The 25,801-nt window shown below is 71.4% G+C and carries 28 protein-coding genes and 3 pseudogenes; 17 read left to right on the top strand and 14 right to left on the bottom strand.

Annotated features, from left to right (window positions below):
• The first annotated feature begins 208 nt into the window (after nucleotides 1–208).
• Both CP980_RS00355 and fxsT read left to right on the top strand, forming a co-directional pair.
• Nucleotides 209–496 (top strand): hypothetical protein, encoded by a 288-nt coding sequence (locus CP980_RS00355; protein WP_150492223.1) that lies wholly within the window; start codon nucleotides 209–211, stop codon nucleotides 494–496.
• 801 nt (nucleotides 497–1,297) lie between these two features.
• Complete coding sequence (gene fxsT, locus CP980_RS00350) at nucleotides 1,298–3,511, top strand: FxSxx-COOH system tetratricopeptide repeat protein (protein ID WP_167535758.1); 2,214 nt, start codon at nucleotides 1,298–1,300, stop codon at nucleotides 3,509–3,511.
• Nucleotides 3,512–3,812: 301 nt separating this feature from the next.
• Here fxsT and CP980_RS00345 read toward each other — a convergent pair whose 3' ends face one another.
• The gene (locus tag CP980_RS00345) at nucleotides 3,813–4,469 is read right to left on the bottom strand and encodes a TetR/AcrR family transcriptional regulator (RefSeq protein ID WP_150492221.1); all 657 of its coding nucleotides are present in this window, start codon (nucleotides 4,467–4,469) and stop codon (nucleotides 3,813–3,815) included.
• Between the two features lie 89 nt (nucleotides 4,470–4,558).
• On the opposite strand from CP980_RS00345, the gene CP980_RS00340 reads away from it, so the two are divergent.
• Nucleotides 4,559–5,548, top strand: coding sequence for an NAD(P)-dependent alcohol dehydrogenase (locus tag CP980_RS00340; protein WP_229907261.1), 990 nt, complete (start codon nucleotides 4,559–4,561; stop codon nucleotides 5,546–5,548).
• A 182-nt stretch (nucleotides 5,549–5,730) separates the two neighbouring features.
• Here CP980_RS00340 and CP980_RS36485 read toward each other — a convergent pair whose 3' ends face one another.
• Nucleotides 5,731–5,823, bottom strand: a complete 93-nt coding sequence (locus CP980_RS36485; protein WP_341874180.1) for a DUF6207 family protein — start codon at nucleotides 5,821–5,823, stop codon at nucleotides 5,731–5,733.
• 323 nt (nucleotides 5,824–6,146) lie between these two features.
• Here CP980_RS36485 and CP980_RS35650 point away from each other — a divergent pair.
• Nucleotides 6,147–6,356: pseudogene (locus CP980_RS35650) on the top strand (hypothetical protein); the annotation flags it as partial.
• 533 nt (nucleotides 6,357–6,889) lie between these two features.
• Here CP980_RS35650 and CP980_RS00330 read toward each other — a convergent pair.
• Nucleotides 6,890–7,339 (bottom strand): SRPBCC family protein, encoded by a 450-nt coding sequence (locus tag CP980_RS00330; RefSeq protein WP_099895013.1) that lies wholly within the window; start codon nucleotides 7,337–7,339, stop codon nucleotides 6,890–6,892.
• A 229-nt stretch (nucleotides 7,340–7,568) separates the two neighbouring features.
• Between CP980_RS00330 and CP980_RS00325 the strand changes: the two genes are divergently transcribed.
• Together CP980_RS00325 and CP980_RS00320 are read left to right on the top strand one after the other, a co-directional pair.
• Nucleotides 7,569–7,991: a hypothetical protein gene (locus tag CP980_RS00325; protein ID WP_229907501.1), complete on the top strand. Its 423-nt coding sequence runs from the start codon at nucleotides 7,569–7,571 to the stop codon at nucleotides 7,989–7,991.
• Nucleotides 7,992–8,073: 82 nt separating this feature from the next.
• Nucleotides 8,074–8,787: a DUF6766 family protein gene (locus tag CP980_RS00320; protein ID WP_132752895.1), complete on the top strand. Its 714-nt coding sequence runs from the start codon at nucleotides 8,074–8,076 to the stop codon at nucleotides 8,785–8,787.
• A gap of 165 nt (nucleotides 8,788–8,952) precedes the next feature.
• Here the strand turns inward: CP980_RS00320 and CP980_RS00315 are convergent, their stop codons facing one another.
• Nucleotides 8,953–9,651, bottom strand: a complete 699-nt coding sequence (locus tag CP980_RS00315) for a peptidase dimerization domain-containing protein (protein ID WP_150492220.1) — start codon at nucleotides 9,649–9,651, stop codon at nucleotides 8,953–8,955.
• A 367-nt stretch (nucleotides 9,652–10,018) separates the two neighbouring features.
• On the opposite strand from CP980_RS00315, the gene CP980_RS00310 reads away from it, so the two are divergent.
• The gene (locus CP980_RS00310) at nucleotides 10,019–10,519 is read left to right on the top strand and encodes a metallophosphoesterase family protein (RefSeq protein ID WP_150492219.1); all 501 of its coding nucleotides are present in this window, start codon (nucleotides 10,019–10,021) and stop codon (nucleotides 10,517–10,519) included.
• Here the strand turns inward: CP980_RS00310 and CP980_RS00305 are convergent.
• Nucleotides 10,480–10,953, bottom strand: coding sequence for a site-specific integrase (locus CP980_RS00305; protein WP_229907502.1), 474 nt, complete (start codon nucleotides 10,951–10,953; stop codon nucleotides 10,480–10,482). The genes CP980_RS00310 and CP980_RS00305 overlap by 40 nt on opposite strands.
• A 238-nt stretch (nucleotides 10,954–11,191) precedes the next feature.
• Between CP980_RS00305 and CP980_RS00300 the strand changes: the two genes are divergently transcribed.
• On the top strand, nucleotides 11,192–11,659 hold the full coding sequence (locus CP980_RS00300; RefSeq protein WP_132752889.1) for an MSMEG_6728 family protein: 468 nt from the start codon (nucleotides 11,192–11,194) through the stop codon (nucleotides 11,657–11,659).
• A 169-nt stretch (nucleotides 11,660–11,828) separates the two neighbouring features.
• On the opposite strand, the pseudogene CP980_RS00295 reads toward CP980_RS00300, so the two are convergent.
• Nucleotides 11,829–13,045: pseudogene (locus CP980_RS00295) on the bottom strand (spore photoproduct lyase family protein).
• Between the two features lie 163 nt (nucleotides 13,046–13,208).
• Between CP980_RS00295 and CP980_RS00290 the strand changes: the two are divergent.
• Nucleotides 13,209–13,721 (top strand): annotated as a pseudogene (locus tag CP980_RS00290) (zinc-binding dehydrogenase); the annotation flags it as partial.
• Between the two features lie 15 nt (nucleotides 13,722–13,736).
• Here CP980_RS00290 and CP980_RS00285 read toward each other — a convergent pair.
• Together CP980_RS00285 and puuE are read right to left on the bottom strand one after the other, a co-directional pair.
• Entirely contained in the window at nucleotides 13,737–14,216 is a 480-nt protein-coding gene (locus tag CP980_RS00285) for a ubiquitin-conjugating enzyme E2 (RefSeq protein WP_150492218.1), read from the bottom strand.
• Nucleotides 14,217–14,413: 197 nt separating this feature from the next.
• Nucleotides 14,414–15,322: an allantoinase PuuE gene (puuE, locus tag CP980_RS00280; protein ID WP_150492217.1), complete on the bottom strand. Its 909-nt coding sequence runs from the start codon at nucleotides 15,320–15,322 to the stop codon at nucleotides 14,414–14,416.
• 132 nt (nucleotides 15,323–15,454) lie between these two features.
• On the opposite strand from puuE, the gene CP980_RS00275 reads away from it, so the two are divergent.
• Complete coding sequence (locus CP980_RS00275) at nucleotides 15,455–15,982, top strand: NUDIX hydrolase family protein (protein ID WP_167535935.1); 528 nt, start codon at nucleotides 15,455–15,457, stop codon at nucleotides 15,980–15,982.
• Nucleotides 15,983–16,115: 133 nt separating this feature from the next.
• Here CP980_RS00275 and CP980_RS00270 read toward each other — a convergent pair whose 3' ends face one another.
• Complete coding sequence (locus tag CP980_RS00270; protein WP_132752879.1) at nucleotides 16,116–16,703, bottom strand: RICIN domain-containing protein; 588 nt, start codon at nucleotides 16,701–16,703, stop codon at nucleotides 16,116–16,118.
• A 225-nt stretch (nucleotides 16,704–16,928) separates the two neighbouring features.
• On the opposite strand from CP980_RS00270, the gene CP980_RS00265 reads away from it, so the two are divergent.
• Both CP980_RS00265 and CP980_RS00260 read left to right on the top strand, forming a co-directional pair.
• On the top strand, nucleotides 16,929–18,080 hold the full coding sequence (locus CP980_RS00265; protein WP_167535756.1) for a sensor histidine kinase: 1,152 nt from the start codon (nucleotides 16,929–16,931) through the stop codon (nucleotides 18,078–18,080).
• A complete protein-coding gene (locus CP980_RS00260) occupies nucleotides 18,068–18,703 on the top strand; it encodes a response regulator (RefSeq protein ID WP_150492213.1) in 636 nt (211 codons plus the stop codon). The genes CP980_RS00265 and CP980_RS00260 overlap by 13 nt, the downstream gene beginning before the upstream one ends.
• A gap of 379 nt (nucleotides 18,704–19,082) precedes the next feature.
• Here the strand turns inward: CP980_RS00260 and CP980_RS00255 are convergent, their stop codons facing one another.
• From CP980_RS00255 to CP980_RS00245, 3 genes are all read right to left on the bottom strand, one after another.
• Nucleotides 19,083–19,493, bottom strand: a complete 411-nt coding sequence (locus tag CP980_RS00255; protein WP_132752873.1) for a RidA family protein — start codon at nucleotides 19,491–19,493, stop codon at nucleotides 19,083–19,085.
• A gap of 58 nt (nucleotides 19,494–19,551) precedes the next feature.
• A complete protein-coding gene (locus CP980_RS00250) occupies nucleotides 19,552–20,574 on the bottom strand; it encodes an alcohol dehydrogenase (protein ID WP_150492212.1) in 1,023 nt (340 codons plus the stop codon).
• A gap of 260 nt (nucleotides 20,575–20,834) precedes the next feature.
• Complete coding sequence (locus CP980_RS00245) at nucleotides 20,835–21,260, bottom strand: DUF6003 family protein (protein WP_150492211.1); 426 nt, start codon at nucleotides 21,258–21,260, stop codon at nucleotides 20,835–20,837.
• Nucleotides 21,261–21,585: 325 nt separating this feature from the next.
• Here CP980_RS00245 and CP980_RS00240 point away from each other — a divergent pair, with 325 nt between their 5' ends.
• Both CP980_RS00240 and CP980_RS00235 read left to right on the top strand, forming a co-directional pair.
• Nucleotides 21,586–21,822 carry a hypervirulence associated TUDOR domain-containing protein gene (locus CP980_RS00240; protein WP_150492210.1) on the top strand — a complete coding sequence of 79 codons (237 nt, stop codon included), beginning with the start codon at nucleotides 21,586–21,588 and terminating at the stop codon, nucleotides 21,820–21,822.
• A 97-nt stretch (nucleotides 21,823–21,919) separates the two neighbouring features.
• The gene (locus CP980_RS00235) at nucleotides 21,920–22,255 is read left to right on the top strand and encodes a hypothetical protein (RefSeq protein WP_150492209.1); all 336 of its coding nucleotides are present in this window, start codon (nucleotides 21,920–21,922) and stop codon (nucleotides 22,253–22,255) included.
• 274 nt (nucleotides 22,256–22,529) lie between these two features.
• Here CP980_RS00235 and CP980_RS34940 read toward each other — a convergent pair whose 3' ends face one another.
• A complete protein-coding gene (locus CP980_RS34940; RefSeq protein WP_167535755.1) occupies nucleotides 22,530–22,691 on the bottom strand; it encodes a hypothetical protein in 162 nt (53 codons plus the stop codon).
• Nucleotides 22,692–23,367: 676 nt separating this feature from the next.
• Here CP980_RS34940 and CP980_RS34935 point away from each other — a divergent pair.
• Nucleotides 23,368–23,526: a hypothetical protein gene (locus CP980_RS34935; protein ID WP_167535754.1), complete on the top strand. Its 159-nt coding sequence runs from the start codon at nucleotides 23,368–23,370 to the stop codon at nucleotides 23,524–23,526.
• A gap of 189 nt (nucleotides 23,527–23,715) precedes the next feature.
• Here CP980_RS34935 and CP980_RS00230 read toward each other — a convergent pair whose 3' ends face one another.
• A complete protein-coding gene (locus CP980_RS00230; protein ID WP_150492208.1) occupies nucleotides 23,716–24,090 on the bottom strand; it encodes a winged helix-turn-helix transcriptional regulator in 375 nt (124 codons plus the stop codon).
• Nucleotides 24,091–24,186: 96 nt separating this feature from the next.
• Between CP980_RS00230 and CP980_RS00225 the strand changes: the two genes are divergently transcribed.
• Together CP980_RS00225 and CP980_RS00220 are read left to right on the top strand one after the other, a co-directional pair.
• Complete coding sequence (locus tag CP980_RS00225; RefSeq protein WP_150492207.1) at nucleotides 24,187–25,068, top strand: NAD(P)-dependent oxidoreductase; 882 nt, start codon at nucleotides 24,187–24,189, stop codon at nucleotides 25,066–25,068.
• 111 nt (nucleotides 25,069–25,179) lie between these two features.
• Nucleotides 25,180–25,368, top strand: coding sequence for a hypothetical protein (locus tag CP980_RS00220; protein ID WP_167535753.1), 189 nt, complete (start codon nucleotides 25,180–25,182; stop codon nucleotides 25,366–25,368).
• The last annotated feature ends 433 nt before the right edge of the window (nucleotides 25,369–25,801 follow it).

The raw sequence follows: 25,801 nt of genomic DNA, 5'->3' as shown, positions 1-25,801 counted from the left end.
TGGCCGCCTGGCCGTCGCGCAGTGCACGGTGCGGGTCCCTCGCCTGCGTACTGCCTGACCTTGGCTGGCTCGGTTCGCGAGCCCTGCCCCTGGGGCCCCGGTTTGCACCCGCGGCCTGCTGTCTCGTTCAAGGAAGTGGCCTAGCGCCGGGTGTCCGGCACGTCCTCAGTGATGGTGACCAGTTCGGTCCAAGATCGTTCATTCCTGTATGAACAACACCAAGCGAGTACTTGTCGCCCTGGCTCTTTCGGGGGCCGTCCTGTCCATGTCGGGAGCTGCTCACGCCGCGGCTGCGACAGCGAACAGCCCCAGCAGGGCCGTTCCGGTTGACGGGATTCTCGGGATCAATCTCAACCACATCCTGCACGGCCTGGGCCTCGGCGTCGGCGGCCAACTCCTCGGCAACGCCAGGGGCGAAAACCACGCCCGCGGCCATTTCCTCCCCGCCGGCCACTCCGTCGTGGCACCCCTTCCCATGAGCGGCGGCCTGCTCTAGCAGCCACCGATCTCGCTTGACAGAGGACCCGCCGCCGGCGGGTAGTGGTTTCTCGCGCGGTTCCTTTGAAGCCCTTGGCTAGCCGGGGGCTTCGAAGGGGAGGCGAGCAGGTCGGCAAGATATGGGCCCGGGGGCGTGCGCGCCGTCCCCGGAGCGCCCCGCGGCCGTGCTGTTGTCGGTGGGAGGCAGCGCATCGCGATGGGAACGCTTTCAGGGCGAAACGGGTGGCCAGTGACCGCCCACGGTGATACATGCTGGTCTGCCCGTGAGCGCGGGGGGACAGTGGCCCGAGCTGTCGGCGTTCGCGTGACAGCACCCAGCCAGGTACCCGGCTACGTACTCAGCAAGGTCGATACCGCCGGGTGCCAGAGGCTGCCCGATTGCCGGCCCTCGTCGGGACGGGTGTGCTGGTCGTGATGGAGGGGGCCTCACCAGCTTGACTGCCGGTCTTTCAACCTCCCGTGCAGGTGGTCTCGGTTGGGGCATGCTGATGACGGCGGCGGACCGGGGGTGGCAGCTATGCGGCGTAGGCAGGGTGCGTGGGCTGGATCGGCCGTGGCGGGGACGGCGGCAGTCGTGGCGGCGGGGCTGGGGCCGGTGACCAACTATGCCAGTGCCACCGTGCCCGGATGGGCGTCTCACGGGTGGGTGATTTGGCCGGTGTTCGCCGGGCTGGTGACGACCAGCGTCGGGCTGGTGTTGTGGAGCCGACGGTTGGATGTTGCAGCAAGACCGCCAGCGCCGCTGGGTCCGGTGGGCCGGCCGGCCCGGGGCCGGCAGGATTCCTTACGCCCCCCGCATGTGGAGCGCGTGCGCGGACGTGAGGCCGAGCTGGCCGAGCTGGCAGGCATGCTGCGGCGGCCACGGGGACGGTTCGCGGTGTTGTGCGCGGCTGGCGGGATGGGCAAAACAACGGTAGCCGCGGAGTTCGCCTCGCAGGCCACCGCGGCGGGCTGGCGGGTGTTCTGGGTGCGCTGGCGCGATTCTGCCGACCTGGCGCAGCAGATGGTGCAGGCGGCACTGGCCTGCGGGCTGCCCGAGGAAGAGTTGGAGTCCGCGCGGGCCGGGCGGGCGAGTCTGCCCGATGTGGTGTGGCGGCAGTTGGGCCGGGCGCGGCGGTGGCTGCTGGTGTTGGACAACGCCGACGTGCCGCAAGAGATCGGCCCGGCAGGGGAGCCGTTGGCCGACTACCGCGGTTGGATCCGCCCGTACGGCCGAGGCCTGCTCGTGATGACCAGCCGGGACAGCAGCCCGCATACATGGGGGCCGCGTGCCCGGCTACTGCCCTTGAAGCCGCTGCCCGCACAGCCTGCAGGTCAGGTCCTGGTCGATGCTGCTCCCGCAGCTGGCACAGCCGAGCAGGCTCGGGACCTGGCCATGCGGCTGGGAGGGCTCCCGCTGGCGCTGCATGCGGCCGGCACCTACCTGGCCGGGCCCACCAGCCGCTACCGCACCTTCACCACCTACCGCCAGGCCCTGGAGCATGAACTGCCCTTCCTACTGGGAGCCGAACACCCGGACGCCTCTCAAACCCGGTTCGCCCGCACCGTGGTGCGGCACACCTGGGAGGTGTCCTTGGACCAACTCGCCAGAGAAGGCATCGCTTTGGCCCGCCCCGTGCTGCGACTACTAGCAATACTGGCCGAAGCTCCCATCCCGCTGTCCCTCATCACCCCCGACCTGCTGTCTGCGGTCACCGGAGACGAGGTCACCGTCCCAGAGTTGGAGGCTGCGTTTGCAGGTCTGCACCGGTATGGCCTGCTTGACCTTCCCTACTCTCCCGGCAACGCCGGGCAGGCACCGGACACCAGCAGCCCGGCGCAGGTGGTGCTCCACCCTTTGATCCGAGAGATCAACGCCGTCGCTCTAGCGGCCGAGGCACCCCATCTCGCCACCTGGCACCGAGCCCTTGCCGAGCGGCTGACCGAAGCGGTGCACGAGGTAGAGGAGCAGGGGCGCGCCGCCTGGCCTGCCGCCGTACTCCTCGCCCCTCACCTACCGGTGCTGCTCGACCTCCCGGAACCAAGCTCCGCCACACACCACCGCACCGCCCCCAGCACGCTCGCGCAAGTACTGGAGCACGCCGGCGCCTTCAGTGCAGCCCGCCTGCTCCTTGAACGCGTCCTCGACTTCGAGAGCCGCACCCTGGGCCCCCGGCACCCCGACACTCTGACCAGCCGCAACCACCTGGCCAACGCCTTGTTCGGAATGGGCGAGCCGGCTGAGGCGATACGTCTGCTCCGGCAGACCCTGGAGGACCGTAACCGTGTCCTGGGCCCCGCGCACCCTGACACCCTGATCAGCCGTCACGACCTCGCCTGCGCCCTGGACGGGACGGGACTGCATGCAGAAGCGGTGTCATTGCTGCGGCAGACCCTCGCCGCCCGTGTCCGTGTGCTGGGTGTCGTGCATCCGCACACCCTGGCCAGTCGTGACAGCCTCGGTCTCGCCCTGGACGGGATGGGCGAACATGCGGAGGCCGTCCGGCTGCACCGACAGACCCTTGACGACCGCATCCGTGTGCTGGGCCCCGAACACCACCTCACCCTGCTCAGCCGCCACAACCTCGCCAGCGCACTGGCCAGGCAGGGCGAGCATGCGGAAGCGGAACGGCTGCTGCAGCAAGCTCTTGACGACCACGCCCGTGTCCTAGGCGTCATGCATCCACACACCCTGGCCAGCCGCGACAGTCTCGGTCTCGTCCTGGACGCGATGGGCGAACACGCGGAGGCGGTCCGCCTGCACCGACAGACCCTTGACGACCGCATCCGCGTACTGGGCAGCAACCACCCCGATACCCTCACCAGCCGCCACAACCTCGCCAGCGCACTGGCCAGGACGGGGGAGCAGGAAGAGGCGGTACGCCTGTTACGACAGACCCTCGCTGACCGCGTCCGTGTGCTGGGCCCTGAGCACCCGCATACCCTGCGCACCCGCGACGACTTGGAGACAGCTTCGGCTGCCCGGCGTGCTACGCAAAGGCGACAGACCTGGTTGCGTCCCTCGCGACGCTAGGAGCCGCGTCCGTATCCGTCCCGTCGGCGCTGCCCTCGCCTCCGCTCAGGGGCAGCGCGGTCCACGCACGCGGACGCGTGCGCGTGGCGGCGATCGCGGCCGATCATTGGCGCCGGCGCTGATCGGCACTGCTGCCAGCTGCAGGGCCGCAGGTGCGCTTTCGTGAAGACCTTGTGCGGGCGTTTTACCAGTACCTGCAGTTCGGGGGCCTACCGCCAGTGACTTGCATGGTGCCAGAGCGGTATGACAGCGGACGGTCCCGGCCGTATGGGGTGGGGTGCCGGTGGGGTCCGCGTGCGGTTCAGGGTCCGGCGGCCCCGGAGAGGCGGGCCGCGAGGGTGTCCAGGATCAGTTCGAGGCCGTAGTCGAACTCCGACCCGTACGAGTAGCCGGGCTGGAGCACATGCTGGGCCGCGAACTCGGCCAGGTGCGGGTAGGCCCCGACCGGGAAGGCCGCGAGGTAGTCGCCGACGGCGATCTCCACGTCCTGCGGGGCGAAGGGCAGGGCCGCCTCGGTCAGGGCGAAGCCGTACACATAGCTGTCCAGGAGCGAGTAGGCGTGCCCCGCGAGCGCGTAGGGGAAGCCGGCGCGGCTGAGGATCCCCAGGACGGCGTCGTGGTGGTGCAGGGTGGCCGGGCCGGGGTGGGTGCGCGACTCCATGAGGGCGATGGCCCAGGAGTGCCGTCCGAGAACCGTCCGGGCGCTGTGCGCGCGGTGGCGCAGGGCGGCGCGCCAGTCCGGTTCGTCGAGGGGGAGCTCGATGTCGGCGAAGACGGCGTCGACGATGCCGTCGAGGATCGCCTCTTTGTGGGGCACGTGGTGGTAGAGGGACATCGGTTTGACCCCGAGTCGCTCCGCCACCGCCCTCATGGTGACGGCGGCGACCCCTCCCTCGTCGGCGAGGCCCACGGCGGCCTGAAGGACGCGGTCGCGGCTGAGGGGTTCGTGCTCGGGCACTTCTGTCTCCGTCCTGCTCCGTACTGGGTTGACCGGACGGTCCACGGTACCGTACTAAGTACGGCAGCGGACCGGGCGAGTAGGACGGGATGACGCAGATGGACAGCTCGACGATGAGGGCGGTCGTTCAGACCGCTTACGGGACTCCCGAGGTGCTGCGCCTCACGGAGGTGGCACGGCCGACCCCCGGCGCCGGGCAGGTGCTCCTGCGGGTCCGGGCGGCCGGCGTCGACCGCGGTACCTGGCACCTGATGGCCGGCTACCCCTACGCGGTGCGCGCGGCCCTGGGGCTGAGACGGCCCCGTATCCCGATGACCGGGCTGGACGTGGCGGGCACGGTGGCCGCGCTCGGCCCCGGGGTGACCGGGTTCGCCGTGGGCGACGAGGTGTTCGGAACCGCCCGCGGGGCGTTCGCCGAGTACGTGGTGGCGCGCGCCGACCGACTGGCGCCCAAGCCCGAGCGGCTGGGGTACCCGGAGGCGGGCGGGCTCGCGGTGTCCGGCCTGACCGCGCTCCAGGCGCTGCGCGGCGCCGGGCGGGTCCGGGCCGGCCAACGGGTGCTGGTCACCGGGGCGTCGGGCGGCGTGGGCACGTACGTCGTGCAGCTGGCCAAGGCCTTCGGGGCCGAGGTCACCGGGGTGTGCGGGCCGACCAAGGCGGACCTGGTGCGCTCGCTGGGCGCGGACCGCGTGCTCGACTACACGCGCGAGGACGTCACCGCCGGGGGCGTCGGCTACGACGTGGTGGTGGACATCGCGGGCGGCACCCCGCTCGCTCGGCTACGCCGGATACTGGCGCCGCGCGGCACGCTCGTCATCGTGGGCGGCGAGGACTGCGGCGACTGGGTGGGCATGGGCCGCCAATTCCACGCGGTCGTGCGCTCGCCCTTCACCCGGCAGCGGCTGACGATGCTGGCCAGCCGCCAGAACCGCGCGGACCTGAACGAACTGGCCTCGCTCGTCGACGCGGGCCAGGTCGGCCCCGTCGTGTCCGCGACCTTCCCGCTCGACCAGGTCCCGCAGGCGTTGGAGATGCTGATGGCGGGCGCTGCCCGGGGCAAGATCGTCATTACGGTCTGACGGCTCTGGTGGGGGCGGTGGGGCCCCGGCTCCGCTTCCGGGGTCGGGTGAGTGGGGGGTGTCGCCCCGGGTTCCCCTTTGGGGTCGGGGCGTCGGCGTGGATCCGGGTCCGGACGCCGGGCTTGCCGGGATCCCTGCGCACAGGGCCGATGCCTGGGTGGCCCAGCGCTCGTCCAGCGTGGTCATGACGGCCCGGACGGTTCCTCGTCGCCGCCGGTGACCTCCAGGGCCACCAGGGCGGGCTCCGCGATGTGCTGCTCGTCGATCGGCTTCATGCGCACTGCGATAGCGGGGAACCGGCCCGGTTCGCCGCCGGACCCGGGTCACCCGCACGAGGGAAGCTGGCTCAGGTCGCGGGCCTGTGTCGGGGTGCGGCCCCCGTCGCGGCCCCAGCGGGCATCTCCTCGTCCTCTGACAGGAAGAACACGCCGACATCGGCCGGGTCGAAGGCCCGGACGCGCAGGGCCGAAAGGTCTCGTACCCAGAAATACACGTCGCCGCTGGCCTTGGCCTCCACGGGCTCGCAGAAGGTCTCCAACCACGGGACCACATCGGCCAGGATGTCCGCGAACCGCGTGGTTCCAAGAGCCACAGTCCAATTGCCGGTCCCGACCACCTGTACAGGTTCGATCAGTTGACGGGCACCGCGGACTTCGAGTCGCACGATGCCTTCAGGCTGCTCCATGAGGCGGGCCACGAAGCCCAAGCGCGCCTGGTGGAGCGGGAGATCCTCGGACGGAACGTCATCCCGGGCCATTGGACGTTCCAGATCGTCGAGGCGTACAACGGCGCACTGTTCGGCATGTTCGGATATCAGGAGAGTTCCGCGGGTCTACCGTCCGGCTCGGCTGAGGCCGGTGGTCCCCCTCGCGTCGTCACCGGGCTCGGCACGGGCGCGGGGGAAGGGTCGTCAGCCGCCTGCGGCGGCGGTTCCTCGCGTACCGGGACATCGAGTTCATGCCCACGCACATTCCCGGCGACCCCGGTCCGGGCGCGGAAGATCGTCGGGCGGGTGCACTACCGCCGGTACGTCGACTGCGCGGACCTCGTCGTCACGGGCACCGGCATTGACGATCGCTTCCTGTATACCGGTCTGGGCACGAGGGCGCTGTCCCACCTGCGCTCACGCCACCCGAGCCTCTCCTGGCTCAGCACGCTGAGCCTGCGCACGACCCGCGACCTGCTGCGCCGCATGCGGGCCCGGTCACGACGGCTCCGGGGCGGTGCCCGCTCACGCGGGCCGTTCCCCCTCCGTCGGCGGCCCCCTGCGCCATACCGCGCAGGGGGCCGCCGACGGAGTCCGGGGAGTCCCCGGCTGTGCGGACGAAACCGGTCACGCCGTCAGACTTCGCCGCGCCAGGCGCCCGTCTCGCGCCCACGGTCCTCGATGTACTCCTTGAACCGCTTCAGGTCACCGGTGACCTGCCGTTTGACGAACCCCAGCTTGTCGCCCACGTTCTCCGCGAAACCGTCCGGGTCGTAGTCGAGCTGCAGCATCACCTTGCACCGGGTGTCGTCCAGGCGGTGGAAGGTGACCACGCCGGCTTGTTTCACGTCGCCCCCCAGCGCTGTCCAGGCGACGCGCTCGTCCGGGATCTGCTCGGTGATCTCGGCCTCGAATTCCTTCCTCACACCGCCGATCTTCGCCACCCAGTGCGTCATGGTGTCCGTGCGCTGGTCGATCCGCTCCACACCATCCATGAAGTGGGGGAACGACTCGAACTGCGTCCACTGGTTGTACGCGGTACCTACGGGGACGTCGACCTCGACGGACTCTTCGACCTGCGACATGGAAGCATCCTTCCTCTTCGTCGGCCGGGTGGGGCCCGGCCGTACCTGCGCCTGTGCCCCCATTCGGCCGTTCCATGGCATTCGAACGCCAGTCGTTGGACCGGTCGGGTGGTGGGCGCGAGACCGGGCGGATCCGGTCGCGCGCAGCGGGCATAAGGCGGGAGACGCAGCTGATCGGCCGGACGTAGGGAGATGAGGCGTGGTCCTGCAGCCCGGAGGATGGTCGCGCATGACGAGGCCGGCCGTGGCGCGGGCCGCGCGGTCCGGTCTCTGCGCGTGCCTGGCCGGGGCGCTCCTCACAGGGTGCGGGGCGCCCTCCGGGCGGGTGGACGGGGCGCGGACGGCGGGGGAGGGATTCGAGCGCTCGCTGGCGGCCGGGGACCGCGCGGCGGCGTGCCGTCTGCTCGCACCCCGGACGCGCGGAGAGTTGGAGCAGGAGGAGGAGAAGGCTTGCCCTGACGCCCTGGGGGCACAGGAGCTGCCACGGACGGGGCCGGTACGCGCCACCGAGGTGTACGGGCGCCAGGCCATGCTCCGCCTGGTCGGCGACACGCTCTTCCTGTCTCAGTTCGACGACGGCTGGAAAATCGTTGCGGCGGGCTGTACGCCCCAGGGGGACCGTCCCTACCAATGCGTGCTGAAGGGCGGCTGACGATGCGCGTGCTGTTCGTGCTGTGCCTGGTCGTGGTGGTGGGCGGCCTCGCGTACTTCACGGCGATCGGGGCGATGCACCGGTGAGCGCCGACGAGCGCGAGCGGCGCGGGGCGCGGCGCAGGGGCGGGTTCTGGCGGGACAACAGCCTGACCCTGGTGTTCGGCACGGCGTTCCTCGTGGTCCTGGCTTGCCAGGCGGTCGTCGGACACGCCGAGTTCAACGAGGCGCTGACCGTCGACGGCCTCCAGACGATCGGCCTGGGCGAGTACGTGACCACCTCCGACTTCGCGGTGGACGTCACCGAGAACTGGCAGTCGGAGTTCCTCCAGTTCTTCCTGTACATCTTCGGGACCGTCTGGCTCCTCCAGCGCGGCTCGCCCGAGTCGAAGGAGCTCCACAAGGCCGGCCCGGAGTCCGACCGCGAGCAGCGCCTGGGTGACCACGCCCGCAGCGACTCGCCCCGCTGGGCGGGGACCAAGGACTGGCGGCAGAGGGTCTACTCGCGCTCGCTGGGGATCGTCATGGGCTGCCTGTTCCTCGGCTCCTGGTCGGCCCAGTCGGTCGCCGGCGTGGCGGCCTACGACGAACAGCAGCTGCGGCAGCTCCAAGCGCCCGTCGGCTGGGCCGAGTACCTCGTCCTGCCGGACTTCTGGAGCCGTACCCTGCAGAACTGGCAGTCGGAGCTGCTGGCGGTCGCCGCCATGGTCATCCTCTCCGTCTACCTGCGCCAGCGGGGCTCACCGGAGTCCAAACCGGTCGGTGCCGCCCACACCTCGACCGGCGTCGAGGGATGACCCGGTCGCCCGCACGCGCACGACGCCCCGGCCGGGTCAGAGCCCGGCCGCAGCCATCTCGCGCAGGCGGGCCCACGCCCGTGCCGACAGCCCGGCATCGGTGAGGACGTCGGCTGCCGTACGGGCGAGCGCCTCAGCGGCAGCCAGCATCACCTGTCGACCCCGCTACGAGGCCGTGGCCCGTGCGGAAAACGCGGGGGTGCGGTCCGACTCCTCCTCGCCCAGGATCGCGACGAAAGGGTGGATCGCGGGGCCCCGGTTGCTCACGTCCCCGACGTCGGAGGAACCGAGGAACACCCCGCCGGCCGGATCGGTGAGGTGGATGCCGGACCCGGCGACGTGCCGGCTGAACCGCTCGGACAGGACGTCGTTGGGCCTGAAATGCGCGTACCCGTTGCCCAGCCGTGTCACCTCTGCCCTGGTGCCGGTCGCGGCCGCCACGCCCCCGGACCACGTGCCGACGGCGGCGACCAGCACGTCGAGCTCCGTGCCCGTGGCTGCGCGCAGGCCGAACAGCCCTTCCTCATACGCCGGCACGATGTTGGTGGCGCGGCCTCCGTCCGTCACGATGCCCTTGACGGACGAGCCCGGGGGCAGGCGTCTGCTCGACACTGCCATGACGTTGAACAGCTGGACGAGGGCGACGAGGGCGTTTATCCCGCCGACCGGATCTCCGGTCGGGTGGGCGGCGCGGCCGGGGAAGCCCGCCCGTACCTGCGTCTGAGCCGTCAGAGGCGCCCACGACCAGTCGTGCACGCCGGGATGGAACATCAGCGCCGCGTCCACGCCTTCGAACACGTCCGCGTCGGTCAGCGCGACCTTGCCGCCGCCCCGCTCCTCGGCAGAGGTGCCGACCGCGAGCACCGTGCCCCCGATCCGTCGAGAAAGCTGTGCAGCGCGAGCGCGGCTCCCGGCCCGGCCGCCACGATCAGGTTGTGGCCGCAGGCGTGCCCGAGGTCGGGCAACGCGTCGTGTCCGAGGAGCAGAGCCCCGCACCGGCCCCGGCTCCGCCCGCCGGTCGAACGGGCCACGAAGGCCGTGTCGAGTCCGGCCGCCCCCCGCTCCACCTCGAACCCGGCCTGGCAGCGCACGGTGGTGAGGAGCCGGCTCGCGCCGGTCGCGCCGGCCCGTCGTGGCCCGGCGGGCTCGGCACGTTCGCCGCCCGGGCTGTTGCGCGGCCGCGGCCCGCAGCGGCTCGCACGCCCCGCCGCGCCGTCATACCGTTGGCCCCATGCGGCTCCTGCTGATGTCCGACACCCACGTCCCCACCCGCGCCCGCGCTTTGCCGGCGCCCCTCCTGGCGGCCGTCGACACCGCCGACGCCGTACTCCACGCGGGGGACTGGGTCGACGAGGCAACCCTCGACCTGCTGGAATCCCGGTCGCACCGGCTGCTCGGCGTCCACGGCAACAACGACGGTCTCCCGCTGCGCCGCAGGCTCCCCGAGGTCGCCCGCGCCGAGCTGGCCGGGGTGCGCTTCGCGGTGGTGCACGAAACGGGTGCGGCCAATGGGCGCGAGAGCCGCTGCTCCGAGCGGTTCCCGGAAACCGACGTGCTGGTGTTCGGCCACAGCCACATCCCGTGGGATTCCGCGGTGGGGGGCCTGCGCCTGCTCAATCCGGGCTCGCCCACGGACCGGAGGCGGCAGCCGTTCTGCACCTTCATGACCGTGGAGGTCGCGGACGGGCGGATTCACGACGTGACGCTGCACCGGCTGCCCCCGAGGAGCTGACCCCCACACGGCCGTCCTCGCCCAGCGAGATCCAGGGCCGGGGCGACGGTCCTGCCGTTCTCGTAGAGCTCGACGACGCGCGGGTCGATGTACGAGGCGCGGCACACCGCGGGAGTGTTCCCCAGGTATCCGCTCACTTCGCGCACGGCGCGGGCGACGACGGTGCCGCGCCGGGCGCGGGAGCCGCGCGACGTGCCGTCCGACCGCCCCGGGGCGACCACGGACAGGACAGTCGCGTACCACTTCCACTCGCGCAGGCAGGCGTTGAGCTCCTCGGCCCGGACCTCGTGCCACGCCCTGCCCTCCCAGTAGGCGAACAGCCGCGGCCCCGGGTCCTTGCGTCCGAGCAGCGCCCGCACGACGGCGTACGCCTGCTCGTTCACCAGCGCACGGGTCACGGTCTTGCCCGACTCGGCGGCGAAGTGCAGGCGCAACTCGGCTCCGACGCGGTGACCGGGATCCGGCCCTCCGTCACCGGCCCGGACCCGGGACATCCGCTGCCCCGGGGGCGGGCGGGGGACGGGCAGGCAACGGGATCCGCGGAGGTGCCTTGGGCCGTCGTCATGAATCCGCCGTGCCGCCCGTGCCGGGCGCGGGGCCGGTCCCGCGACAGGCCCCGCCCCGCGACATCTGGCAGGCTCGCATCGTGCCCCGTCCCGGGAGGGAGACCCCGTGCAGACGTTCCTTCCGTTCCCCTCGTTCGCCGTCTCGGCAGCCGTCCTGGACCTGCGGAGGCTGGGCAAGCAGCGGGTCGAGGCGGTACAGGTGCTGCGCGGCCTGATCGTTCCGGGCTACGGATGGCGCAGACACCCCGCCGTGCGGATGTGGGCGGGGTACGAGGAGGCCCTCGTCCGCTACGGGCTGGAGATCTGCGCGGTGTGGACCGCCGCCGGGCGGGCCGATACCTGCGCCGCCACCCTGGTCCGCGATCTCGGGTCGGGAGCACCGGCGGGAGCCCCGCGGACGCAGGAGCAACTGGCCGCCGACGGCGACCTGCCGCCGTGGCTGGGGACACCGGACTTCCACAGGAGCCACCAGTCCGCACTGGTGCGCAAGGCCCCGGACTTCTACCGGGAGCGCTTCCCCGGTGTACCGGACGACCTGCCCTACGTCTGGCCCCGGTCCGATCGGGAGGCGTGACCGTTTCCCCCGGCGCGTACGGGCAGTCGCCGACCATGAGCGAGGCCGGTTGGGCCGACCTGGCGGCGTGGGTGCGCATCGCGTCCGTTTCATCCGAGGGACGGGGACAGCCCGCAGGCCCCGAACGGAGCCGGCTGCCGCCCCGCGCCCATGCCCCGGGGGCCGCCTTTCAGAAGGCGTACCGGATCCGCAGCCAGGGAGCGTTCGACGCCACGAGGCGGCGCACGCAGTCGACGGCCTCGGCCTTCTCGCGGTTGCGGTAGCGGACGTTGAGGCTGCCGTTCTCGGAGCGTTTGGCCTGTTGGAGACCGGGGCGCCACCTTCCTCGGCCCGGGGGTGCCAGGCGAGGTTCAGTTCGTGCAGGTCCTTGTTGTGCGTGAGCATGATGACCTCGGCCGCGGCCTGCTCTTTCACGGCCGGGGCCAGGACGTCGTCCATGTGCCTCAGCAACTGGCCCCAGTCCTCCTCCCAGCCGGGCCGCACGACCACCGGCGACAGGTTGAAGTGCACCTCGTAGCCCGCCTCAAGGAAGTCCGCGGCCGCGGCGATGCGCTGTTCCACCGGGCTGGTGCGGATGTCCAGGAGGCGGGAGTCCTGCGGCGGCATGACCGAGAACCGCACCCGGGTGCGTCCGCGCGGGTCGAGCAACAGCAGGTCGGGGTTGACGAACTTCGTGGCGAACGAGGCCTTGGCCGTAGGCCATCGGGAGAACGCCCGAACCAGGTCCGCGGTGTTCTCGCTGATGATGGCGTCCACCGAACAGTCGTTGTTCTCACCGATGTCGTAGACCCAGGCGGTCGGGTCGCACTGGTTGGGCTCCCGCTTGCGCCCCTGCCGTGCCACGTGTCGGCCCAGGTGGGCGATGATCTGCTCGATGTTGGTGAACACGGTGATGGGATTGGCGTAACCCTTGCGGCGCGGGACGTAGCAGTACGCGCACGCCATGGCGCAGCCGTTGGCGGCGCCCGGCGCGATCCAGTCGGCCGATCTGCCGTTGGGCCGTGTGGTGAGCGTCTTCTTCTCGCCGAGTACGAGCACCTCGCTCTTGATACGGACCCACCGTTCGAGACTGCCCTCGTTGCCGTGCAGGTCCGGGATGCGCCAGTGGGAGTCGACGTCGATGACGCGCGCGTCGGGGAAGCGCTCGAGTACCTCCCGTCCGCGGGGCGAGGCCGCTGCCGCGGGCTCCGCGTGGATCTCGCGTACGGAGAGCAGCCGACGGGCGGCGGGGGAGTCGCGGAAGGAAGGCCCCACCAGAGGTCCGGGCCGCGCCGGCGCGCAGGGGCCGTCGCGAAGCTCCTCCAAGCCGAAGAGGGCGTCGTCGGCCTGGCCGGAGGGCTCCGGCGGGGGCGGCCGGCGGGCCTCGGCGGGCGGGAACTGGCCCATGATGCACTCCCAGGTCGTGTGCCGAGCGGATCCCCGCTCCGCGATCACGAGTCTAAGGCGCCGGCCGCACCGCGCGGCGAGGGGCAACCGCCCCCGGAGGCGCGGTCAGCCGCTCCGCTTCTTTTCGGCGCCCTCCGGGGCGACGCCGGTGTAGGCCGATGCGTCCGAGTTCCTGCGCGTCCCCTTCGCCGAGGCCCTCCCAATCAACGTTCCCGAGGGGCCGCCGGACGGACGTGCTGCCGACCGCCTGGCAGGCCATCGCCTATGCCGACGAACCGCCCGGCGGCAGTGTTGCCGTCCTGGGGCTCGGCCCCATCGGCGACATGTGCACCCGCATCGCCGCCCACCGCGGGGCCGGCAAGGTGATCGGCATCGACCTGGTGCCCCAACGGCTGGCCCCGCGCCGCCGGTCACGGCGCGCAGGTGTTCGATCTGTCCGAGTACGGGGACCAGCTCGTCGACGCGGTACGCGACGCGACCGGCGGCCGGGGCCCCGACGCGGTGATCGACGCCGTCGGCATGGAGGCCCACGGCAGCGCCGCGGCCACGACCACTCAGCGGCCGCCGCGCTGATCAAGAAGGCGGGAGTGGACCGGCTGGGCGCCCTGCAACTGGTCATCGAGCGCGTACGCCGCGGGAGGACGACTCCCGCTCCGGCGTCCACGGCGGAGGCGCCGCCCGCTTGGGCGGCTCAGGCCGTGGAGCCGTACTCCCCGTCGCGGACCTTTCGCCGGTAGTCCTGCGGGGCCAGCACGTAGAGTTCCGCCACTTCCGGACGGGCCGGGTCGTGTACGTCGGGTTCGTCGAGGAGCGACATCACGGAGCGCAGCAGGGTCTCGATGGTGGTCTGCTCCGGGCCGTACTTCCTGCTCAGGGCGGCGTCCATGTCGATGTTGCCGCAACTGCTGATGTTGGGGTGGTAGACGGGCGCGGTGAAGCGCATCCGCGGCCGGTCGGCGGGATAGGTGGGCGGTACGTCGATGTCCACGGGAAGGTGCCGACCGGCGAACAGGGAGGAGGGGCCCGGCAGCAGAACGGCTTTCCACCGGAACAGATCACCGTCTATGCACGGGTTGATCAGTATCTCGTCGACGGGGGGAGGCGACTGTGTCAATCGGGTCGCTTCAGTCGTCAGCCTGACCTCGGCAGTGGAATCCACGGGATGTTCCATCCTTCCGACGCGGCGATGGGCCGCCGGCCCCGGATGCTGTGGGGGTCCGTGACCGGGCGCATCCCGCGTATGCCCTGTTCGCCGTGTCCCAGCACAGGCGATGTCGAAACCCGATCCTCCCGATGCTTGGGCCGAGACCCCTCGGTGGCCAGGGTGTGAACTGCGACTTCCCGTACGCAGGCCCGGGAGGGTGCGGGTCAGGGCCGTGGCGGGTGGGCTGTGAGCCAGTGCCGTGCGATGCGTTCGCGCGTGGTGACCCAGGCACCCCCGCGCTGCGCGACGTGCCGCAGGAAGCCGTCCAGCGCGCGGATGCGACCGGGCCGGCCGATGATCCGGCAGTGGAGGCCGACGCTCATCATGCGCGGATGGTCGGCGCCCTCGGCGTGAAGGGTGTCGAAGGTGTCCACGAGGTACGTGAGCATGTCGTCGGCCGTCGTGAACCCGTGCACGATGAGGAACTTGAAGTCGTTCGCGTCGAGGCTGTACGGGAGCACGAGGTGCGGGCGGCCGGCGCTCTCCACGTAGAAGGGCAAGTCGTCGGAGTAGTCGTCGGAGTCGTAGAGGAAGCCGCCCTCCGCGGCGACGAGGGGCCGCGTGTGGAAGCTGGTGCGGCCGGTGTACCAACCCACCGGCCTGCGTCCGACGAGCCGTTCGATCGTCGCGGTGGCGTGCGCGATGTCGGCGCGCTCCACGTCTTCGGGCACGTTCCGGTAGTCGATCCAGCGCCGGCCGTGGCTCGCCACCTCCCACCCCGCGGCGGCCATCGCCCGCGCGGCAGCGGGGTTGCGTTCCAGTGCCTGCGCCACCGCGAACACGGTGAGCGGCACCCGGTGTGCCGCGAGGGTGCGCTGGACGCGCCAGAAACCGGCGCGTGCACCGTAGGCGAACAGGGACTCCGCGTTCAGATCGCGCCCGCCCACCACCGCGGGCGCACCCACGATCTCGTGCAGATAGCCCTCCGATGCCGGATCGCCCTCCAGGACGTTCCGCTCTCCGCCCTCCTCGTAGTTGAGCACGAGGCTCACGGCGACCCGGGCGCCGCCGGGCCAGGCGGCATGCGGTGGTTCGGCGCCGTATCCCACGAGGTCACGCTGGTGCTCGGACACGGGCCGGACTCTACCGCCGCCACGAAGCGGCGGCCGTTCACGCGGCCGCCCGCCGCACCACGGCCGGAAGAACGCAGGTCCCGGGATCTGGGTTTCGCCCCCCTCGGAACGTATGATCTGGCGATGTCTGACATGATCCAAAGTACGCCCGGCTGGCTGACCCAGGACGAGCTCGACGCGGCCCGGGCGCGCATGCCCATCCTGTACGTCGAAGCCGTGCCCGTACGCGTCGACGACGCCGGAGAAGTCACCAGCGTCGGACTCCTCCTGCGGATCGGCGCTGAAGGAACGATCAGCCGCACCCTGGTGTCGGGCCGCGTCATGCATCACGAGCGGGTCCGCGACGCGCTGCTGCGCCACCTGGAAAAGGACCTGGGCCCGGTGGCCCTGCCCCGCGTCCCCACCTCCCTGCAGCCGTTCACGGTCGCCGAGTACTTCCCCACCGCCGGCATCACCGCCTACCACGACCCCCGCCAGCACGCGGTGTCCCTCGCGTACGTCGTGCCGGTGGCGGGTGACTGCCGTCCCCGGCAGGACGCCTTGGACCTGGTCTGGTTCAGCCCGCAGGAGGCGCTCTCCCCGGCCGTGCAGAGCGAGATGCCCGGCGGCCACGCGGTGTTGCTGAAACAGGCCCTCGCGCACGTCGGACACGTCCACTGACGCGACGGCCGGTACCTCGCCCGAGCCCGGCGCAGCCCTGGGAGGGGCGAGGTCCGCGCCGTGAACGCTCGGGCGTGCTGCGCCGAGGCCGCCGCAACCCGCCGGGCCGACGGGTTGCGGCGGCCACCGGCCCTCAGCCGAACTGGTCGTAGTCGAACTGGCCGTCGTACAGCGGCGCCCAGACCTCGGGCCAGGGAGTGGTGGTGCTTCCGCAGGCGCCCAGGACCACGGGGGAGCGCCGGCCGGTGTCCCGGATGCACTGGCCCGTGGTCGCCTCGACGAGCTCCCAGCGGTTCGGATAGGCCTCCGTACCGCGGTAGTTCCAGGTGAACGTGGCGCAGCCCCAGCCGTTCCGCAGGACCAGCGGGGTGCCGGGCGCGGTGCCGCCCTGGGTGCCCAGGCAGTACACCCCGAAGGCGCCGACGGTGAAGGTGCCGCCGCCCGTGCGCTGGAAGGTGAAACGCTGGTGGAGCGCGTCCTTGCAGTCGAAGGTCTGGATGACCGCGCCGTCCTGGGGCGCTCCGCCGCCGCGGATGTCCAGGCACTTCCAGCTGACGGCGGCCCGCAGCTCGTAGATCGCCGCGTTGTGGAAGTTCGTCGTGTAGATGATTGCGGGATTCTCCGCCGCCTGCGCCGCAGACGTCGGCAGCAGCAGGGCCAGCAGCGCCATCAGGGCGGCCGCGAGGGCGTGCCGGCCTAAGCGGATTGACTTTCGGGCCACGCGTTCTCTCCTTGTACGAGTACGTCCTTGACCCGACGAAGCTAACGAGGCGGGCCCGCCGTCCGGTACCCGCCCGTTCAGGGGGGTGCGTGCCCGGCGGGGCCCGGCGGGAATCCGCCCCGCGTTGGCCTGCGGCGGGCTTGACGCCGGGAATCGCGGCGAGATCCACTGGATTCCTCCTTTACGGGGGATACCTGCGGAAGCGGTGCATGGGGGGGGTACGGGGTGGGGCTTCAGCGTGCGCGCAGGACCGCCGTGAAGGCCACGGGGCTCTTCCGGATCGCGCATCTCGTCGTCGGCGCCGAGGCCGTGACCGCGGACCCGGTGGACGGGCGGTCCGTGGCCCTGTGGGCCGGGGTGGTGGCCGTCACCGTGCTCCTGTACTCGTCGGCCCTGCTGAGGGGTTGGTTCCGCCCCTGGTGGGTCTGGTGCGACGTCCTGCTGACCGGCTGCCTGCTGCCGTGGGTGGCGCTGGCCACCGTGGGCGAGGGGCCGGCCGTGGAACCGCACGGCTGGCTGATGGTGCAGGCCCTGTCGGCCGTGGCCGTCGCCATCGTGGCGCTGGGATCGCGGGGCGCCGCCCTGTCCGTCCTGCTCCTGCTGCTCACCTCCCTGACGGTCTACCAGGCGGTGCCCGCGCCCGAGGCGGCGGAGCTGTCCGAGCACCTCCGGGCCGTCGTGGAATGCGTGGCCCTCACCACCGCCGGCTGGTGGTACCTGCGGCGGCAGGGCATGGTGCTCGACGCCGCGCAGGGGCGGGCGGTCCTCGCGGAAGCGGCCCGGGCCCGGCGGGCCGAGCGCACGGCCCACCACGCCGCCCTCCACGACACCGTCCTGGCCACGCTGTCGGCGATCGCCGCCGGGCGCGTGGACGCCGACGCGGCCGGCCTCCGCGAGCGCTGCGCCCGCGAGGCCGCGTACGTACGGCGCCTGGTCCAGTTCGACCAGGAGCCGCAGCCGGCCCCGGACGCGGCGGGCGGCGCCGTGGACGTCGGCGCGGCTCTGGAGGAGGCCGTCCGCGCGGCGGAAGGCCTCGGCTTGCGGGTGGAGGCGCAGTACCACGCCGTACCAGCCGTGCCCCCGCACGTCGCGGGAGCCCTGGCCGCGGCCGTCGGTGAGGCGCTCAACAACGTGCGCAGGCACGCCGGTACCGGCACGGCCTTCCTCACGGCCACCGCCGGCACCGAAGGCGGCACGGTGGAGGTGACCGTGGCCGACCGTGGCGCGGGCTTCGACAGCCGCGCCACGGGCCGCCACGGCCCGGGCACCGGGCTGCGGAGGTCCGTGCACGGCAGGCTGGCCGGCATCGGCGGCTGGTCGCGGGTGGACAGCAGTCCGGGGGAGGGGACCGTGGTCGAGCTGAGGTGGCCGGCTTGATCGACATCGCTGTGGTCGACGACGACCGGATGCTCCTGGAGGGAATGCGGTCCTGGCTCGCCGGCCAGGACCGGCTGCGCCTGGTCGCCACCGCGCCCACGGTCGGGGAACTGCTCGGCGGCCCGGGGCGGGCGGCCGGGGTCGTACTGCTCGACCTCATGCTGCGGGACGGGTCGCAGCCGGAGGCGAACGTACGGCGGGTGCGTGAGAGCGGCAGCCGCGTCCTGGTGATCAGCACGGCCGCCGACCGGTCCCGCGTCGTGGCAGCGGTGGCGGCCGGGGCCGACGGCTACCTCACCAAGGACCACGCCCTGGAGACCCTGGTCGAGGCCGTGGAAACGGTGGCCGCGGGCGGTACGGCGCACTCGCCGGAGCTGGCGTTCGCCTGGGTCGGCGACACCGGCCCCGAGCGGCCGCGGCTGGCGCCGCGGGAGCGGCAGGTCCTGCGCGACTACGCGTCCGGGCTGACCCTCAAGGCGACGGCCCGGCGGGCGGGGATCACCATGAACACCGCCAAGCACTACTTGGACCAGGTGAAGGAGAAGTACCGGCAGGTGGGGCGGCCGGCCTGCACGAAGATCGAACTGGCCCGGCGCGCCCGCGAAGACGGCCTGACCGACTGACCGAGTGACCGAGTGACCAACCTCGTGAGTCAGGGTCGGCCGGTCGGGGCGGTGGTGAGCGTCGCTGTGACGGTCTTGCCATCGTGATGCGTGCGGACGTCGGTGGAGGCGAGCTGGTTGACCAGTGGCCAGCCGAAGCCGCTGGGTTCACCCCGGGCCCAGGGCTTGAGAAGGGGCGGGGCGGTGGAGCGGTCACGGACCTCGACGGTGACAGTGTCGGCCCCGGCGGTGATCCGTCGCAGAAGGCCGCCTGGGCGGGGCCGCACAGGGGTCGGGCGCCCTGTCCAGATCTCGCGGGCGAATTCGCTCGGCCAGCCGGACACGTGAGCAGGCACATGGGCGAAGCGCAGCGCGGGGCCGTTCGAGGCGCGGGGACCGCTCAGTCGGGCAGCGCGACGGTGAGGTCCACCTCGACCAGCTGCCCTGCGAAGCCCAGCTGCGCGACCCCCAGGAGCGTACTGGCGGAGGTGAAGGCCGGACCCAGGGCAGAGGAGGTGAGTCGGTGCCAGGCGAGGCCCAGGTCCTCCCTGTCGTCGCTCCGCACGTAGATCACCGAACGCACCACGTGCTGCGGCTGACCACCGACCGCCGCGAGGGCAGTGAGTGCGTTGACGATGACTTGGTCGACCTGCACGTCGAGGGAGCCCGCGCCGACGAGTGAGCCGCCCTGGTCGAGGGGACACTGTCCCGCCAAATAAGCCGTCCGGCCGGCCTCCACCACGGTGATGTGGTGGTAGCCCGGCGTCTCGTGCAACTGATCGGGGTTGATACGGCTGATCCGAGCTGTCATGCGGCAAGTCTGACCAGTCTGCCCCCGACCCGCACCGAAATTTGCCTGGCGTACCCGGTCAGCCGGTGAGGACCATCCGGAAGCGCGCGGCACCCGAGAGCATCTTCTGGTACGCCTCGTCGGCCTGCCCCAGCGGAACCGTCTCGGTGAGCGGGCGGATTCCGTGCAGCGCGCTGAAGGCCATGGTGTCCTCGACGTCCTGCGAGGTGCCGGACGGGTGGCCGCGCACGACGCGTCCGCTCATGAGCAGCTGCATCGGGCTGATTTCGAGCGGCTCGGGGGCCGCGCCGATCACCACCAGCTCCCCCCGGTGCGCCAGGCCGTCCACGGTCGCGGTGATGGCGGCGGAGTTGGCGGCGGTGGCCAGCACGACCTTGGCGCCCCCGAGGGAGCGCAGGGCGTCCGCGACGCCCGTACCCGCCGTGCTGTCGACGTAGTGGTGGGCGCCGAGCTGCTCGGCGAACTCCGCCTTGTCGGCCCGGCGGGCGATGGCCACGGTCTCGAAGCCCATCGCCACCGCGTACTGCACGGCGAGATGGCCGAGGCCGCCGATGCCGAGTACGGCGACCAGGTCGCCCGGCCGCGCGGAACTGCGCCGCAGACCGTTGTACGTGGTCACTCCCGCGCAGGCCATGGGCGCCGCATCGGTTGCGCTCAGCGCGTCGGGGATCCGGGCGAGGGCGTCGGACGGCGCGATCACCGCCTCCGCGAACCCCCCGTCGTAGGCCCAGCCCGGGACCTTGAGGTTCGCGCAGACGATGAAGTCGCCCTGCCTGCAAGCAGTGCAATGGCCGCAGCTCCCGCCGAACCAGCCGACGGCGACCCTGTCACCCACCTTCCAGCCCCGCTCCTGCGCCCCTTCGCCCAAGGCTTCGATCCGGCCGGCGACCTCATGGCCGGGGACCAGCGGGAACCGCACGCCCGGCACTTTGGCGCTCACGAACACGGCGTCGCTGTGGCAGATCCCGCAGGCGTCGACGGCGATGCGCACGTGGCCGGGCCCCGGCTGCGGCACCTCCCGCTCGACGATCTCGAACCGTCCGTCGGGGGAGGTGACCTGTGCGACTCGATACGTACCCATCCGACCTCTCTCAGACACGACTCGGCGCCCCCGTGTTCGAGCAGAACAGCTCAGGCCCGAACGCGCGCGCCGAAGGTCCATGCGGGTGGATGCGGAGGCCTGGCCGTTGTCCGGCCGCCGCGCGGCGGCGCCCGCGTGCCGCGAGGGTCGACTTCTCCGAAGGCCGATTCGCCCGTATGTGTGGTGGCCGCGTGGCGCGAGGTCTTCCGGGGGCTGCCCCGGCCGGTAGATCGCCGACGCCATCCCGGCGCCGGGTACGTTCAGCCTGCGGACGCCGAAGACAGCGTGGTCGGGTCGATCCCGGAGAGTTCGACGATCCGGTGCGCCGGTACCCCGGCGGCGAGAGCCCGGCGCAGCAGGGCATCACGGTTGTCCTCGCTGTCGCGGAACGCGAGCAGTTCCTCCTCGATGCCCGCCACGGAGTCCGTGGCCCCGGCGCGGCGGACCCGTTCCAGCTCCTCCTCGCTCAGCGGCACCGGGAGGCGCTCGGCGTCCTTCGGAATCAGTCCGCTCTGCTCCGGGGGGACCACGCGGACGGCCGGGGACGCCGGGTTCATGCCTTGGGCGGTGAACCAGGCCCGAACGGCCGGGGTGTCCAGGCACTCCAGTTCTCCGACGAGAGCCAGTGGCGTCCCCTGCCAGCCGCCCGTGGTCATGGCAAGGAACAAGTAGGCGTCATCCGTCATCGCACGTCACTCTCCTGAAACGCCGTAGCTGCGGCAGCGTGGCTGCACACGATCGCCGAGCTCTTACCCCCTCCGACCAGGGCCAAGCTGACCCATTCGGGCAGGATCGGCCACCGCGTACCCGGCGCGCACGAGGCGCATCCGGGAGCGTCCGCGGCGCTCGATCGAGGCAACGGACTTCGAGTACGGCGGCAGCTCGCTCGGACTCGGCGTTGACGACACGAAGGCCGCCGGGGGCGGCAGCAGGTGCGCGGCGCGGCCGATGACCGCAGGCTGGTGGATCGGATGGGCACGCAGACGCGTGCGTCCGTGAAAGGACATCACCGTGGCCAAGGCGAAGAAGGAATCGGGCGGGCAGAAACTGTCCAAAGGTGACCAGGTGGCGTGGCGCAGCCACGGTACCGAGACCGAGGGGACCGTGGAGAAGAAGATCACCGAACGGACTCGGTCTGCCGGCCGTGTCGTCGACGCCTCGAAGGAGGAGCCCCAGTACGAGGTGCGCAGCGAACGATCCGGCCGGACGGCCGTCCACAAGCCTCACGCGCTGAAGAAGAAGCGGTAAGGGCGCGCCGTGCCGGACCGGATACCGCAGTGACGTTCTCGGCCGTCAACGCGTGGTACTGGACCCCTCAGCGGATGAAGCACATGGGGCTCAGCCGGTGTCGGACGAGGAAATGGCCCGGATCGGAACCGCACTCGGAACCGAGGCGAACGGCTCGGCCTACTCCAACCGGATCAAGTGCCCCAACGGACACCCCTACGGCGCGTTCGAATTCGTGAAGCAGGCAATCGAAGAGCACGGATCGGACGCCAACCGAGCGGTCTTCGACCTGAAGGACACGGCCGTCATCCGCGCCAATCCTCACCAGCAGGTCGTGTGTGCCACCTGCCGGCGTCAACTCGCGAGCCCGCACTACTACGTCTACTGCCGCTACGGATGCTGCGTGGACCTGGACGACACCTCCACCGCGGCTTTTGCGGCCCGACACAGCTGACCGCCGGATGCGCAGGCGGGCTGAGGAGCGTCACCACCGGTGGCGGAGGCACGTGAGGGCCGTCTGAAGCCGGCGCCGCGGCAGGAGGGGTTCATCCTGAGCTTGCCGTTTCACCTTCGGTGTCCGCCGGAGCAGGTTCGGCTCCCGCGGCGAGGGTGACTTGAGCGGTCCATGACCAGAGCTCCTGAGGGTGCTCCCAGCTCACCTCGACGTCGGTGTCGTGGACGTCGCGTGCGAGTTCCGTCACCATCGGGGCCGCCGCGGCCCGCGCGTCCTACGGGTCGGTGTCGAGCGGCACGTCCAGACGCCCGCAGAGCATGCTGCCTTCCACGGTGAGGACGCTGTGGCGCCAGCCCTCTGGCGTCGCCAACAGCACGATTCCCTTCGGGATGCCCCAGTCGGGCCGCTTCTTCTTCTCCTTCTTGCGTCTCACCATGCGGCTATCCAACATCGTCGGGGTCGCGGCGATGCGGTTGGCTGGCAGCTCAGCTTGCCGGGTTGCCCAGTTCTCCGGGGTTTGATGCCGATCTTGTGGTGTGCCGGTCGGGTGTAGGACTCGCCGGTGGCGAGGATGCGTCCGACGTCGTCGCGGGTGGCGGGCCGCTTGCCGCGGTGGCCTCGCTCCCGCTGACTCAGCAGTGCTGCGTCGGCAACCCGGTCCAGTGGCTCCCCATCCGCGCCGGTGCCCCATGGCCCGGCGAGCGTATCTCCACCGTCGACTGGTTCGGTAACAGCACCTCCCCTTGTGAGGATCAAAGCGCGCAGGAGGCCCGCGGAGGTCCTGTCGCAGGCGGTAGTGGAGCAGGGCCTCGCGGAGGAGGTCGTGGTCGATGGGGAGGAAGTCGTCGCTCCGCGTGCCTTGATGGGCGGATCGGCTCCAGTGGTGGGGGGCGGGGTTCCCGCCGCCGCCTTCGGCACCGGCCAGCGGCTCCTCCACCGGCGGCCAACCCTGCACGCTGCAAGGGCCGAACGCTCTGGGCTGAGCACAGGAGCCATTGCCGCGCCCGCTGCGGCGGACGCCCTGCGGGTGCCACTCCAAGGGCCTTACAGGGGAGCTGCTCTACCGGCCGCGCCCTCCGGGCAACGCACCCCGACCACTGCGGCCCCACGAAGTGCTGGGCCTCAAGGCCGTCCAGGCGGCCCGTCCCGAGCTCGACACGGCCGTCGAACACGTCCGGACCTTCACCATCCTGATGCACGAGCGGCGCGATCAGGGCATCTTCGACTGGATCGAACAGGTTCATGACGGCGACCTGCCATCATTGCAGTAGTTCGCCCGTGGACTCCTCCACGATCAGGACGCCGTCGGCGCCGGCCTCTCCTCAACCAGAAGCTCAGGGCAAGTCGGACACCTGGGGTCTGACCTGTGACGACCTGGCGACGTCCGATCAGGCCGCGTCGTCGCGGTCTCGATCATGGACCTGGTCGCGGCCCTCAACGAGGCGCTGTGACCAGCACGTTCACCCCAGACCTCGGCCTGCCCTCTCTCCCAGCTCCCGAGTGATCGGCCGCTCACGTCCCCAGGCGGCCAACGGCTGGAGTGCGTCGTTGAGGCGGATGCCGTCCTCGGTCAGCGAGTACTCGACGCGGGGCGGCGTCTCGTCGTAGGAGACGCGGCGCGCGACGCCGTCCGCTTCCAGCTCCCGTAGGTGAGAGGCCAGCACCTTCTCGGTAATGCCGGGAATCAGCCGGCGCAGCTCGCCGAAGCGGCGGTAGGGGTGCTCGTGGAGTGCCCAGAGGATCAGCACCTTCCACTTGCCGCCGATCACCTCCATCGCGGTGTCGATCCCGCAGACGTGTCCGTCTGGTGCGCTCGGCCGGTTAAGCGTCGTCATGCCCCACCCCTCTGACGTGCTCACTCACCCCGGGGTAACCACCCACTCCGAAGTGCGTACTTGATCACTTCCGTGACTGGAACCAGCCTAGTCGGCATGGAACACAACCTGGTCGAGAAGACCCCCGTCACACTGCTGGGCCTCGGCGCGATGGGCACCGCGCTGGCCCGTACCTGGCTTTCCGCCGGCCACCCGCTCACTGTTTGGAACCGCACCCCTGCCCGCGCTATTGCACTCGCCGCCGAGGGGGCGCAGGTCGCGGACAGCGCCGCTGAGGCGGTCGCGGCAAACCGCCTCGTCATCGTTTGTCTGTTGGACGACGCCTCGGTCGAGGAGGCGCTCGCCGGCACCGACCTGGCCGGCCGGGACGTGGCCAACCTGACCACCAGCACCCCGGCCCAGGCCCGCGCCCGCGCCGAGTGGGCCCGCGAGCGCGGCGCCCGCTACCTGGACGGCGGGATCATGGCCGTCCCACCCATGATCGGCGTCCCGGAGGCCGGCGGCTACGTCTTCTACAGCGGCTCGCAGGAGCTGTTCGAGCAGCACCAGGAGACCCTGGCCGTCCCGGCAGGCACCACCTACGTCGGCGAGGACGCGGGCTTCGCGGCTCTGCACGACGTGGCCCTGCTCAGCGCCATGTACGGGATGTTCGCGGGTGCCGCGCACGCCTTCGCCCTGATCCGCAACGAGGACATCGATCCCGCGGCGCTCGCCCGGCTGCTCGCCGACTGGCTCGCCGCGATGGCCCCGACGGTTCACCAGACTGCCGACCAGCTGCGGAGCGGCGACTACACCAAGGGTGTCGTCTCCAATCTCGCCATGCAGGTCGCCGGTACGCCGACCTTCCTGAGCACCGCCGAGCAGCAGGGTGTCAGCCCGGAACTGCTCAGCCCCTACTTCGAGCTGATGCGCCGCCGCCTTGCCGAGAGCAGCGGTGAGGAGGACCTGACGGGCGTGATCGACCTGCTGGTGCACTGACCAGCCACGCGCCGCCACCGATCCGACCGTGCTGGTCAGAGTCCTCAACGAGACGCTGACCAGCACTTTCACAACACGCCCCGGCCGCCGGTGCTGCGCACGCGCCTGCATGTGCCCTGGCGACCACCTCAGACCGCCCGCGAGGCCTGCTCGAAGGAGTGGATCTCCTCCCCGCCGGCCGACAACGCCCAGAGCGAGACCACCTGGACCGCTTCCTGCTGGGGCAGCTCCTGGGACAAGCGCGAGCGCGTGTGGGGCGACTACCGCGGCTTCGTCGGCGGCTACCTCAAGGACGAGTAGACGCAGGAGTACACCCACGAGTGGACGCAACGGATTCGCGGTCGCCGGAGCCAGGCCGGCGACCGCGGGTCTCCGCCAGGGTGCGCGGGGCGGCGCGGGTGAGCGCGCAGCGCTTCGGCGATGTCCCGGACCGGCCGAAGACCGCCCCGCAATCCGCATCCGCGGAAGGGCAGCGCGCGACGTCGGATGCGGTGCATCGAAAAGCGGAGGGGAATCTCATACGGGGCGTATTCGGGTGCCCCTGACAACGCGGCGAGGTGCCGTAGACGGGCCGTGCGCCCGCCGGGGATTGCGGGACAGCCTCTGGCCGCCTCCGTGAAGTCAAGGAGACGATGTGTTCGCGAACATGGGCATCGGTCCGGCAATTCTCGCGCTGTTCGTGCTCCTGGTGGCTTGCTTGGTGGGTGGCGCGATATGGAAGAAGCGTCGCCGC

The organism is Streptomyces vinaceus, assembly GCF_008704935.1.
Taxonomy (GTDB): domain Bacteria; phylum Actinomycetota; class Actinomycetes; order Streptomycetales; family Streptomycetaceae; genus Streptomyces; species Streptomyces vinaceus.
The sequence above is the reverse complement of the archived record's forward strand: the minus strand, read 5'-3'. Positions and strand labels throughout refer to the sequence as shown.

Excerpts from the sequence above, each read along its gene's own strand:
- CP980_RS00355 (WP_150492223.1), top strand. The coding sequence starts at position 209 with ATGAACAACACCAAGCGAGTACTTGTCGCCCTGGCTCTTTCGGGGGCC.
- CP980_RS00340 (WP_229907261.1), top strand. The coding sequence starts at position 4,559 with ATGACGCAGATGGACAGCTCGACGATGAGGGCGGTCGTTCAGACCGCT.
- CP980_RS36485 (WP_341874180.1), bottom strand. The coding sequence starts at position 5,823 with ATGAAGCCGATCGACGAGCAGCACATCGCGGAGCCCGCCCTGGTGGCC.
- CP980_RS00330 (WP_099895013.1), bottom strand. The coding sequence starts at position 7,339 with ATGTCGCAGGTCGAAGAGTCCGTCGAGGTCGACGTCCCCGTAGGTACC.
- CP980_RS00325 (WP_229907501.1), top strand. The coding sequence starts at position 7,569 with ATGACGAGGCCGGCCGTGGCGCGGGCCGCGCGGTCCGGTCTCTGCGCG.
- CP980_RS00310 (WP_150492219.1), top strand. The coding sequence starts at position 10,019 with ATGCGGCTCCTGCTGATGTCCGACACCCACGTCCCCACCCGCGCCCGC.
- CP980_RS00285 (WP_150492218.1), bottom strand. The coding sequence starts at position 14,216 with ATGGAACATCCCGTGGATTCCACTGCCGAGGTCAGGCTGACGACTGAA.
- CP980_RS00275 (WP_167535935.1), top strand. The coding sequence starts at position 15,455 with ATGATCCAAAGTACGCCCGGCTGGCTGACCCAGGACGAGCTCGACGCG.
- CP980_RS00255 (WP_132752873.1), bottom strand. The coding sequence starts at position 19,493 with ATGACAGCTCGGATCAGCCGTATCAACCCCGATCAGTTGCACGAGACG.
- CP980_RS00250 (WP_150492212.1), bottom strand. The coding sequence starts at position 20,574 with ATGGGTACGTATCGAGTCGCACAGGTCACCTCCCCCGACGGACGGTTC.
- CP980_RS00245 (WP_150492211.1), bottom strand. The coding sequence starts at position 21,260 with ATGACGGATGACGCCTACTTGTTCCTTGCCATGACCACGGGCGGCTGG.
- CP980_RS34940 (WP_167535755.1), bottom strand. The coding sequence starts at position 22,691 with ATGGTGAGACGCAAGAAGGAGAAGAAGAAGCGGCCCGACTGGGGCATC.
- CP980_RS00230 (WP_150492208.1), bottom strand. The coding sequence starts at position 24,090 with ATGACGACGCTTAACCGGCCGAGCGCACCAGACGGACACGTCTGCGGG.
- CP980_RS00225 (WP_150492207.1), top strand. The coding sequence starts at position 24,187 with ATGGAACACAACCTGGTCGAGAAGACCCCCGTCACACTGCTGGGCCTC.